The 12,368-nt window shown below is 43.2% G+C and carries 2 protein-coding genes; both read right to left on the bottom strand.

Features of this window, described 5'->3' with window-relative positions; translation table 11 throughout:
• Positions 1 to 68: 68 nt before the first annotated feature.
• Positions 69 to 5,525, bottom strand: a complete 5,457-nt coding sequence (locus tag HWQ41_RS30245) for an ATP-binding sensor histidine kinase (protein WP_292771244.1) — start codon at positions 5,523 to 5,525, stop codon at positions 69 to 71.
• Between the two features lie 75 nt (positions 5,526 to 5,600).
• A complete protein-coding gene (locus tag HWQ41_RS30240) occupies positions 5,601 to 11,906 on the bottom strand; it encodes an AAA family ATPase (RefSeq protein WP_292771242.1) in 6,306 nt (2,101 codons plus the stop codon).
• Between the last annotated feature and the right edge of the window lie 462 nt (positions 11,907 to 12,368).

Genomic DNA, 12,368 nt, shown 5'->3' with positions numbered 1-12,368 from the left:
TTATCCTTAAGGCTTCCAGATTTAGTATTCCCAGATATCTGAAGTTGTTTACCAACAAGAGCTAAAGATTATACCGGAATTTCAATGATAAATTCTGTACCATTACCTAGAAGAGAGTTAAAACTCAATTTGCCACTATGGGTTGATTCGACGATTTGACGAGCGATCGCTAATCCTAACCCTGTACCTTTACCGACACCTTTGGTAGTAAATAAGTGGTCAAATATCTTTAGTTTTACCTCTTCACTCATCCCCTGACCATTATCAGCAATGGCAATTTTAACTAGATTATTTTCGACTGAAGTTGTAATTGTAATGCAGTTAGGATTAGCTTTAATTTCCTCATAACTGCGTCCGGTGTTAGATTCATCTAATGCATCAATAGCATTGGCTAGAAGATTCATAAATACCTGATTTAATTGACCAGGGAAACATTCTACTTGAGGTAAATTCCCGTAATTTGTGACAATTTCAATCGCTGGACGTTGTTCATTCGCCTTCAGACGATGTTTCAAAATTAAAATTGTGCTATCAATGCCATCGTGAATGTTAAATGGTACTTTGTAATCTCGATCAGCACGGGAGAAAGTGCGGAGACTGGTGCTGATATTTTTCAGGCGATCGCACGCCATAGACATGGAATCAATCATCTTGGGTAAGTCTGATAAGCTATAATCCAAGTCAATTTCTTCGGCATGGTCGATAATTTCATCACCCTTGTTGGGGAAACTTTCTTGATACAGTTTCAAGTGTTCGATAATATCAGCGAAGGTAGGTTTGGCTTGTTTGAGACTCGCAGCAATAAAACCCAAAGGATTATTCATTTCGTGAGCTACACCAGCAACTAAGTTGCCCAGTGCAGACATTTTTTCACTTTGCACCATTTGTAATTGGGCGTTTTGCAGATCAGTTAGCGCTTGTTCTAAATCTTGTGATTTTTCCTGTTCTTGGGCATACAGTCGGGCATTTTCCAATGAGATTGCCGCTTGAGCGCAGAGGAGATTGAGCAGTTCGACCCGCTCATGGGTAAACGCTCCAGTCGCTAGGTTATTCTCTAAATACAGCACACCAAGCAGTTTACCCTGATGTAAAATTGGACTACACAAGATACTTTTGGGCTGCTGTTGCTGAATATAGTGGTCATTAATTAATTGTGGATGCACAATAGCCTCAACAATTACTGCTGGTTGTAAACTGCGTTTAACAGTATTAATTAAGCCAACTGGTACATAGGTTGACTCTTCAACAGGCTGTGGATTAGTCAGCATTGCAGAAAAATCAACTTTGGTATTTCCATTGTTCTGTAGCCCCAGCTTTGCTAATGCCCGAATCTGTAAATTACCTGACTCCATAAGCATTAACACACACTTATCGGCTCCCGCATTTTCGATGACGATATGCAGCAATGATGAAAGCAGTTTTTCCAGTTCGATTTCGCCTGAGATCGCTTGGGAAGCTTTAAGAATGGCAGCTAAATCTAAAGCCACAGAGATACTGCCACTGCTGGAAGTGGCGGAACTTGTGGATGTGACACTTCCCAAGGCGAAGATAGTTTCGCTCTTTGAGAAGGGAGAACGGGTTTGGTTGAGGATGGGGGCAAGCAGTTGGGGATAGTGGTTTTCCAGGTCAGCAACTTTGGCTTTAGCACCCCAGCGAGCATAGCAGTAGTAAGCATTTGTGATGTAAATTTGAGCAAATTGCTCTTTACCCCATTCCAGGTAGAATTTAGCTGCGAGTTCGTTGGCTAACGCTTCTTCGTTGATGAACTGATGTTCTTTAGCAAGAGTAATTGCTTTGTCATAACACTCAATGGCGGCGATTTTTTCACCCAAAACTCGATAACGTTCAGCCTCGACTAAATACCATTTATGCAAGTGATTCATCGGGGCATTTTCCGCCCACTGGTGCAGAATCGTTTGATGAGTGACGGCAACAGCAAGCATTTCGGCTTGTTCTGGTTCTGGCTCGGTGGGGAAGAGTGCCAGGTTCGTTAGTGCGGCATAAAAATGGAAAATGGGACTAAAGACCATTCCCGATACTGCCATCAAATAGGACTTGACTGTGGTGATGTAGTCGAAGGCAGCCTGATAATTGCCCCATGAGTAGGCAAGCAGCAGTTTATAGATGTAGGCAACGGCGATCGGGGTGAGATCATTATCCTGCTGTTGCTTCGGCAGCATCACCGTTTCATCGTAGATAGTACCAATTAAGCAATCGGGTTGGCTCACCGTTTCTCGCAAATGCTGCACCGTTTGCCGCGTTATGTCCGAATGAATATGCGCCGAATCTTGTTTAACCTGAGCCAAGGCAGCACTGTAAGCGGCGAATTCGGGTTCTAAAGTGTCCAGGTTTACACCTGCGAAAACCGCAATATTCATGTAGGATATTGCGCTGTAGCCAGCAGAGAGAAAATCGCCAGTTTCCATACCAGTCGTGTAGCTATCTTTCAGCGTCGATATCGTTGCTCTCAGCGCTTCGTGGCGATGTTGAATGAAAGCCCCAAACAGGTTTAGAGTGATGGACTTTATTAAGAGAGCATTCAACCGTTCCAGCAACGAGAGCGCTAATTGACCAAATCCGTAGCCTGTTTCGACTTCGCCCAAAAAGGCACACAGCACCATGCCATGAATCGCATAGCCGACTATCGAGGCGGGGGCATTGCCAAACTGGAGCGACAACCGCACCATCGTCGCGCTCAACAGGGGCAGTAACCCTGGCATTCCCTGGATCGCTGCTGGAAACAAAACTCCTAACAGTTGGATCGCGGCTTCGGCTGTGCGATCGCTCATCACGGGCAGGTCAATCAGCTCGGCAATATCTCTGCCGCTTTGAAGGCTTGCCACCTCTTGTAGCACTTTGCCGATTTGGGCTTCATCTGGCGCACTTGGGAGATCCACCCCTAATTGACTCAGTGCCTCTCTTCCCACCGCGATCGCCTCTAACATTTGGCTCTGAGCCGTTAATGCCGCGATTTGAATTTCGTAGATTTTCACTTTGTCAAAAATTGTCTGTGTCTGCTGCAATACCACTGCGGTTAAGAGTTCCATGCCCTCGAAGTCACCATTTAAATAGGCAGCTTCCGCAGCCGTCACATATAGATTCAGAGTCAATTCATACTGATGTTGCCAGCAGTTTGTTTGTAATAGCTTAATCCCCGTTTGCAAATAATCCCTTGCGGCGACGTAAGCTGTAGAATTTCTCGCCTTGACTCCAGCTTTCAAATTCAGTTGAGCTAATGCTTGGCGATCGCTTGGTTGAGTAATTAACTCAATTCCTAAATTCAAATGCCCGACAATATCAAACAGTTTTTCCTCAAGCTCGATCTCGGAGAAATTTTCGCGGAGTAAATGTCCAATTTTGAGATGAGTTGCTGTTTTTTGCCCATCGGGAATCAGGCAATAAGCCGCTTGCTGTACTCTGTCATGTAAAAATCTATATGAAGCTGTCCTTTGTCCTTTGTCCTTTGTCATTTGTTTGTTATTTTCTAATGACAAATGACCAATGACCAATGACGAATTTTGATAAAACTTATAAACATCACTAATCGGTAAAATTAGCCCTTCTTGTAAAGCTTTCCATAAATCAGCAGCCGTTTCTACCTCTGACTGTTCTGAAACAATTGCCAAAGTTGCTAAATCAAACTGATTGCCAATACAAGCAGCTAACTCTAAGACGTGTTGAGTTGATTGTGGCAGTCTTCGTAATTGAAATTTCATAAAAACTAGAACATCGTCTGTAACTGCTTGCTGATTCACCTGTACAATGTCACATTGCCAACAAGCTAATTCAAAATCAAATTGAATCAGCCTATCTTGATGCAATGCTTTGAGAAACTGTGTAGCGAAAAACGGATTACCTTTGGTTTTCTGAGATACCAAGTGAGAAACAGTCCATGCCAAACTTTCTGTACATTTAAGTGTGTCAGCAACTAATTGATTCACTGTGATTTGACTCAGTGGTGCTAAGGTAATTGTATTAATCGTTGCTTGTGTTTTTTGAATCTCACTCAAAGTCAAGATTAATGGATGTGCTGGATTGACTTCGTTATCACGGTATGCACCAATTAATAAAAGATGACCTGTATCAGCCATTAACAGCTGCATTAACTTCAGTGATGCCGAATCTGCCCATTGTAAATCATCTAAAAACATCACTAATGGATGTTCAGCACTGGTAAAAACTTGGGTAAATTTTTGAAACAATAAATTAAATCTATTTTGTCCCGCCGTTCCTGATAATTCTATGGTGGGTGGTTGTTGACCAATAATTATTTCTAATTCGGGGATGACTTCAATAATTACTTGTCCATTTTCTCCAACAGCATCTAATATTTGGTTTCTCCATTGCTGAATCTGTGCATCACTTTCGCTTAACAATTGTCCCATTAAATCCCGGAAGGCTTGCACAAATGCACTGAAGGGAATATTGCGTTGAAATTGGTCATATTTGCCTTTAATAAAATAACCGCGTTGTCTAACAATTGGTTTATGAACTTCGTTAACAACCGCAGTTTTACCAATTCCCGAAAAACCAGCTACCAACATCATTTCTGTTGCACCAAGGCTGACTCTTTCAAATGCTTGAAGTAGGGTTGATATTTCGGTTTCTCGTCCATAGAGTTTGTCGGGGATAATGAAGCGATCGCACACATCCCGTTCTGCAATTGGGAAACTCTTAATTTCACCAGAAACTTGAAGTTGAGATAAACAATTTTCTAAATCAAACTTCAATCCCAAGGCACTCTGATAGCGGTCTTCAGCATTTTTCGCCATCAATTTGTTGACAATCTCCGAGAGTACAGACGGGATTTGTGGGTTAATTTTATGTACTAAGGGTGGAAGTTTCGCAATATGAGAATGTACTAACTCCATCGGGTCGTTTGACTTAAACGGTAATTCTCCAGTCAGTAATTCGTAGAAAGTTACACCTAAAGAATAAAAATCAGTTCGGTAATCAATCCCCCGATTCATTCTTCCTGTTTGTTCTGGAGAAATATAAGCAAGTGTCCCTTCTAATACATTGAGATTGATTGGTGTTTGGGTTTCCCGTGGTAGTAAAGATGCAATACTAAAGTCAATTAATTTAACTTGTTTGGTTTCGGGATTAATGAGAATATTGGCGGGTTTGATATCTTTATGAATAATCCGCTCGCGATAGAATATATCTAAGGTATTGCACAGTGCGATCGCTAGAACTAAAAACTCTTGTAGAGACGCGATATATTGCGTCTTTACAGAGGTGAAATAATTTTTAAGAGAAATCCCCCCAAAGTCTTCCATTACCAACGCATAGCCATTTTGGTAAGGTTCCAGGCTGTAGGTTTGGACAATTAGAGGTGAGTTGAGATTTTTGGCTATGGTGTACTGATTGCGAAACGACAAGAGTTCGCTAAAACTGGGATAAGGATTTTTCAGCAGTTTAATCACTACTCTTAAGGAGTCTGTTTCTCGATACCCCCGATAAACTAGGGTTTTGGAACCATTGTAGAGTTCTTCACTGATTCGATATCCGGGAATACTGACCATATTGCGCTTATCCTTAAGGCTTCCAGATTTAGTATTCCCAGATATCTGAAGTTGTTTACCAACAAGAGCTAAAGATTATACCGGAATTTCAATGATAAATTCTGTACCATTACCTAGAAGAGAGTTAAAACTCAATTTGCCACTATGGGTTGATTCGACGATTTGACGAGCGATCGCTAATCCTAACCCTGTACCTTTACCGACACCTTTGGTAGTAAATAAGTGGTCAAATATCTTTAGTTTTACCTCTTCACTCATCCCCTGACCATTATCAGCAATGGCAATTTTAACTAGATTATTTTCGACTGAAGTTGTAATTGTAATGCAGTTAGGATTAGCTTTAATTTCCTCATAACTGCGTCCGGTGTTAGATTCATCTAATGCATCAATAGCATTGGCTAGAAGATTCATAAATACCTGATTTAATTGACCAGGGAAACATTCTACTTGAGGTAAATTCCCGTAATTTGTGACAATTTCAATCGCTGGACGTTGTTCATTCGCCTTCAGACGATGTTTCAAAATTAAAATTGTGCTATCAATGCCATCGTGAATGTTAAATGGTACTTTGTAATCTCGATCAGCACGGGAGAAAGTGCGGAGACTGGTGCTGATATTTTTCAGGCGATCGCACGCCATAGACATGGAATCAATTATCTTGGGCAAGTCTGATAAGCTATAATCTAGGTCGATTTCTTCAGCATGGTGAAGAATTTCCTCACTCTTTTTGGGTAAACTTTCTTGATATAGTCTGAGGTGTTCAACAATATCAGCAATAGTGGGTTTAGCTTGTTTGAGACTGGCAGAAATAAAACCGAGGGGATTATTCATTTCGTGAGCCACACCAGCAACTAAGTTGCCCAATGCAGACATTTTTTCACTTTGCACCATTTGTAATTGGGCGTTTTGTAAATCGTTCAATGCTTGTTGCAAATCAAGTGATTTTTGCTGCAAGGCAAGTACAGCAAGTTTGCGATCGCTAATATCTCGCATCACAACTACTGCACCGACTTTGTTACCCAAAGGATCGAAAATTGCTTGTCCGCTTGCTAACAAAATTCTCGTAGAACCATGCTTCGGCGCAATTACCATTTCGGCATTTTCGACTATTTCCCCTTGCAAGGCGCGAAACAGCGGAATTTCTGTGATTGACAGAGGTGTTTGTCCATCAGCTTGATAGAGTGAGAAGTGTTCTGCCCATTGTTCTGCTGGTAATGATTCCACTGGTAAGCCATGAAACTCACGAGTTGCATTATTGAATAGGGTCAACTTGCCACTAGCATCACAAACAACAATCCCATCGGTAATATTGTGAATGATCGCATTCAAAAACTCTCGTTCTTTGGCTAGAGATGCTTCGGCTTCTTTGCGTAAGCGAAGCTCGTTGTAGACATCGCTAATATCAATCATCACCCCATCCCATAAGATTGCGCCATCGGCTTGTCGCTCTGGCCGAGCAAGAGATTGAATCCATTTGACGGTTCCTGAAGGCAGGATAATCCGGCATTCTACGTCAAACGGTGTCAGAGTTTGGGCAGAGTAAGCGATCGCTTGGACAATAGCTGGTTGATCGTCAGGATGATTCATGTCGTAAAGGCTATGTGTCCCTGCCATCACCAACTCTGGCGCTAACCCATACAAGTCGATACAGCCAGAGCTAACGTAGGGTGTTGAAGTTGAACCGTCGGCCGCGATCCGGAATTGGTACACCATACCAGGAATATTATTCGCCAAATTTTGGAAGCGAATTTCACTAGCCTGCAATTTTGCTAGAGATTGTGTTAACTGTTGAGCATAGTTCTGGGAATTTCGATAAAGTCGGGCATTTTCCAGAGAAATTGCCGCCTGAGCGCACAGCAAGTTCAGCAGTTCGACGCGATCGCTCGTAAAGGCTCCGGTTGCGACATTATTTTCCAGATACAATATACCAAGCAACTTACCCTGATGCAAAATCGGGCAGCACAAGATACTCTTGGGCTGCTGTTGCTGAATATACGGATCATTGATTAATTGCGGATGCACTGTGGCATCAATAATCACTGCTGGTTTTAAGCTGCGTTTGACGGTATTAATTAAGCCAACTGGCACATCAACAGAGTCTTCAACAGGCTGTGGGTTGAGCAACATGGGGTAAAAATCGACTTGAGCAATTCCCTTGTTCTGTACAGATGCGACACCAGGGGAAAGCTGTGCTAACGCCTGAATTAGCAAACCACCTGACTCCAAAAGCATGAACACACACTTATCAGCTCCCGCATTTTCAATGACGATATGCAGCAATGCCGACAGCAGTTTTTCGAGTTCGATTTCCCCAGAAAGGGTTTGGGAAGCTTTGAGAATGGTAGCGAAATCTAAAGCAACAAAGAGGCTGCTACTGCTGGAAGTGGCAGAACTGGTGGAGGTGACACTCCCCAATGTGAAGATAGTTTCGTTGGTTGAGAAGGGAGAACGGGTTTGCTCTAAGATGGGGGCGAGGAGTTGGGGATAGCGTCGTTCCAAGTCGGCGACTTTGGCTTTAGCACCCCAATGAGCATAGCTGTAGTAGGCTTCGGTCATGTATGACTGGGCAATCCGTTTTTTGCCCCAGTTGAGGTAAAATTTAGCTGCTAGTTCGTTGGCGAGGGCTTCTTCTTGGATGTAGCCGTTTTCTTTTGCAGATGCGATCGCGCGATCGTAGTAATCCATTGCTTCATACATCTGCCCCAACACCCGATACTGCTCTGCTTCAACCAAATAAAATCTGTGTAAATGGTTTGTGGGTGCATGGTTTGCCCATTGTTTAAGCTTCTTCTGGTTGTCAACAACTTCCTGGGGGAGGCTAGCATATTCTCTGCCTTGAGCGTTGGCTACGATCGCCAAATGGGTCAATGAATCGTAAAAGTGAAACACCGGAACCATGAAACAGCCGGATACTCCACTCAAATATTGTTTGGCATAAACTGCCACTTTGATTGCTTGCTCCCACTCATTGAACAAGCAACAAAGAATTAATTTATTAATATACAGTGTTCCCATTGCGTAAAGATCATTTGCCTTCTGATGCAAGGGCAACATCATTTGTTCGTCATAGATTACACCTTGAATTTTCCAGGGACATTCACTCTGGCCGAGTAAATTCAAGACGGATTGGTAAAAGACTCTCAGATAGTTGTGAGCAACTTCCTGTTTGAGTTGAGCCAACGCCTGACTGTAAATCTTGATTTCTGATTCTAGGATTGACAAATCTTTTCCGATAAAAAAGGACAGCGAACAGTAATTGTAGGCACAGTAGGCAGCATATTCTAAAGTACCCATCTCCAGACCGGTGTGGTATCCGTCGAGTAAAGGAGCGAGTGACTCTTGAATATGATGTTTCCAAGGCTTTACGAAGGGATAAACCATGTTAATCGTGCTGGCTTTAAATTCTTTACTGTCAAAGCGTGATAATAGTCCCATTGCCAGTTGACCAACGCGATCGCCCAAATCTATTTCTCCAATAACGCACAGAATTACTCCATACCAAGCATAAGTTTGCGCTGATACCGCAGCATTACCATATTCAACAGATAACCTAACTTGCTTGCACACGATTAACGGCAGTAGTTCTGGAACCGCTTGATAGACTGCTGCTGTCACGGTTGCTAAAATTCGCATCACTGCCAGAGCTTGAAGGTCTGTCATCTCTGGCAGTTCTAGCAAATCTGCCCAATCTTTTCCTTTTAATATATCTTCAGTCTGTTGCAAACTTTGAGTATTATCTGCCTCAGTGGGCTGTTCTGGAAACAACACTCCAAATAATTTCAAAGCAGAAAGAGCGGTTTTAATCGCTTGGGGCTGCTGACTCTGCGCCACGTCAGCCAAAATTCTAACTTCATAAACCTTAACTTTGTCTAGTAATTGACGAGCATTTTGCAGTACCCGCTCAACTATCTGCTCCATTTGCCTAAAGTCACCGCTCAGACAGGCTACTTCTGCGGCTAAATCATGCAGAGCCAAGGTGATGTCATAGCATTGCTGCCAACAACTTGCTGTGAGAAGTTGTATGCCTTTAGTTGCGTATTCAATTGCTGCGACGTAAGCGGTTGCAGATTTTGCTCTTTGTGCAGCAGCTAGGTTTAACTTTGCTAATCCCTCACGTTCAGTTTCTGAGTCAATTAAATCGGCTCCTTTATTTAACTGATTGACAATCTCAAAGATTTTTTCATCTTTTCCCGTCTGGCTGATTGCACTGAAAAGCAATTGCCCAATTTTCAGGTGAGTTGCCTGTTTTTGTTCTTCTGGAATCAGGAAATAAGCAGCTTGCTGGACGCGATCGTGCAAGAATTTGTAAACACAGGTGTCAACTTTCTGTACTGTTTGGACTGTGGCGGCTGATGCTTCAGTTTGATAAAACTTGTAAACCTCATTGGTGGGAATGATAAATCCTTCTTGCAATGCTTTCCACAAGTCCGAAGCGGTTTCTGTCTGCGACTTTTCATAAACGATCGCCAGCGTCGCCAAATCAAACTGATTGCCAATACAAGCTGCCAGTTTCAAAACATCTTGAGTGTTGTTGGGCAATTTCTGAAGCTGTTGGGCCATAAATTCCACCACATCATCGGTGAGAGCCAGCGATCGCACTTGCCCGACATCACACTGCCAAAAACCTGCTTCCCAATCAAAGGTAATCAGCCCATCCTCATGCAGCGCTTTCAAAAATTGAGTCGTGAAAAAGGGATTGCCTTTGGCTTTTTGATAAACCAACTCTGTCAACGGCAGTGCCAGGCCCGTTGCACAACTGAGGGAGTCGGCGATTAACTGATTCACATCTGCTTGACTCAAGGGAACTAGAGTCAGAGTGTTAACGCCAGAGGATGCCTTTTCGATTTCATCTAGCGTTAACATCAGTGAATGAGCCGCAAATACCTCGTTATCGCGGTATGCACCAATAATGAATAGATAACCGCGATTGCTCCCCATTAACAGCTTCAGCAAATTCAGCGATGCCGAATCTGCCCATTGCAAGTCATCGAGAAACATCACTAACGGATGCTCTCTTGTGGTGAAGACTTGAATGAAATTTTGGAACAGTAGATGGAAACGGTTCTGTGCCGCACTGCCCGATAGTTCAGCGATGGCAGGCTGTTTACCGATCATCTGCTCCAGTTCAGGAATCACCTCGATTAGGACTTGCCCGTTCTCTCCAACTGCCGCTAAAATCTTGCTCTGCCATTGCTCTAATTGAGTATCGCTTTCACTCAGCAACTGTGCCATCAAGTCTCGAAAGGCTTGGACAAAAGCAGACAGAGGAATGTTGCGGTTGAACTGGTCGTATTTCCCTTTGATGAAGTAGCCGTTCCACCGGACGATCGGCTTATGCACTTCATTGACGACTGCGGTTTTGCCAACGCCAGAGAAACCTGCCACCAGCATCAGTTCACACCCACCATTGGCAACATGACCAAATGCCTCCAATAACGTCTGCACTTCCGATTCGCGTCCGTAGAGTTTTTCTCTGATGAGAAAGCGATCGCTGATATCGCGCTGTCCCAATTCAAACCAGGTATGCTTGCCTGTTTCTCGCCACTGTTCTAAGCAGGTAACAAGGTCATGTTTAAGTCCCAGTGCGCTCTGATAGCGGTCTTCGGCGTTCTTCGCCATCAGTTTGCGAACAATCTCGCCCAGCATCAAGGGCAAATCGGGATTCAAATCACAGACGAAGGGTGGAAGCTTTGCAATGTGGCAATGCACCAACTCCATCGGATCGTGGGACTCAAAGGGTAGTTCTCCACTCAGTAATTCAAAGAAAGTTACACCTAATGAATAGAAGTCGCTGCGGTAGTCAATGCCCCGGTTCATCCGTCCGGTTTGCTCTGGGGAAAGATACGCTAGCGTTCCCTCCAGTCCGTTAATGCTCTGGATCTCCTGGGTTTCTCGTGGTAAAAGCGAGGCAATACTGAAGTCAATCAGCTTAATTTGTTTCGTGTCAGGGTGAATCAAGATATTGGCTGGCTTAATGTCTTTGTGAATGACGCGCTGTTGATGTAACGGGTGTAGCGTGTCTATCAGTTGTAGAGCAGTAGCAAGGAATTGCTCTAAAGTCAATAGTCGTCCGGCGGTAAATTCCCGCAAAGAAATGCCACCAAAGTCTTCCATGACTAGGGCATAGCCGTTGTGATGGGCTTCTAAGCTGTAGGGCTTAATGATGGGGGAAATATCTAGATTTTTAGCGATCGCATATTGGTTGCGAAACTGTACTAATTCGCTGAAGGTAGGGTATTCTCGTTTTAAGAGCTTGATCACAACTGGTAGGCGATCGCCTTCTCGAACTGCCCGATATACTTGAGTGCGAGAACCTGAATAAAGTTGCTCGATCATTTGGTAGCCAGCGATCGTTACAGTTCCATCAACTTTTGCGCTCATAAAGTTTTCCAAGAATTCCTGTGTACTAGGTTAGAATTCCCAGAACAATATCTTGATTAACAAACTTTACAAAACTTGTATTGGGGCAGGGGGCAGGAAAGCACTTTATTTAGTAGATGTGGCGATCGCTTTTTGATGACTTCCCAAAGTAGTATCAAAACTCCGTCAACGAGTCTTTGAACTGGATTCATCCACCTCTGAACTCCGTCAACGAGTCTTTAATACTCGTGGACGCAGATTATAACTTTAGGGAATCCCAAAAAATAAATTCTCCAATATCTCCAATAGTTTAGTAGGGTGCGTTACTTGAACAGCAGCGCTTTACACTTGCCACGGGTTTAACATCACTGCCTAATATGTCGTGCTTTATAACTATTCATTTCAGTTGTAAAATTCTGTCAATTTTATTTTTTCACTATAAAAGTAACGGTATACCAGTAAGACCTATGTGATAAAATATAC

The organism is Nostoc sp. NOS(2021), assembly GCF_017115025.1.
Classification (GTDB): domain Bacteria; phylum Cyanobacteriota; class Cyanobacteriia; order Cyanobacteriales; family Nostocaceae; genus Nostoc.
The sequence above is the reverse complement of the archived record's forward strand: the minus strand, read 5'-3'. Positions and strand labels throughout refer to the sequence as shown.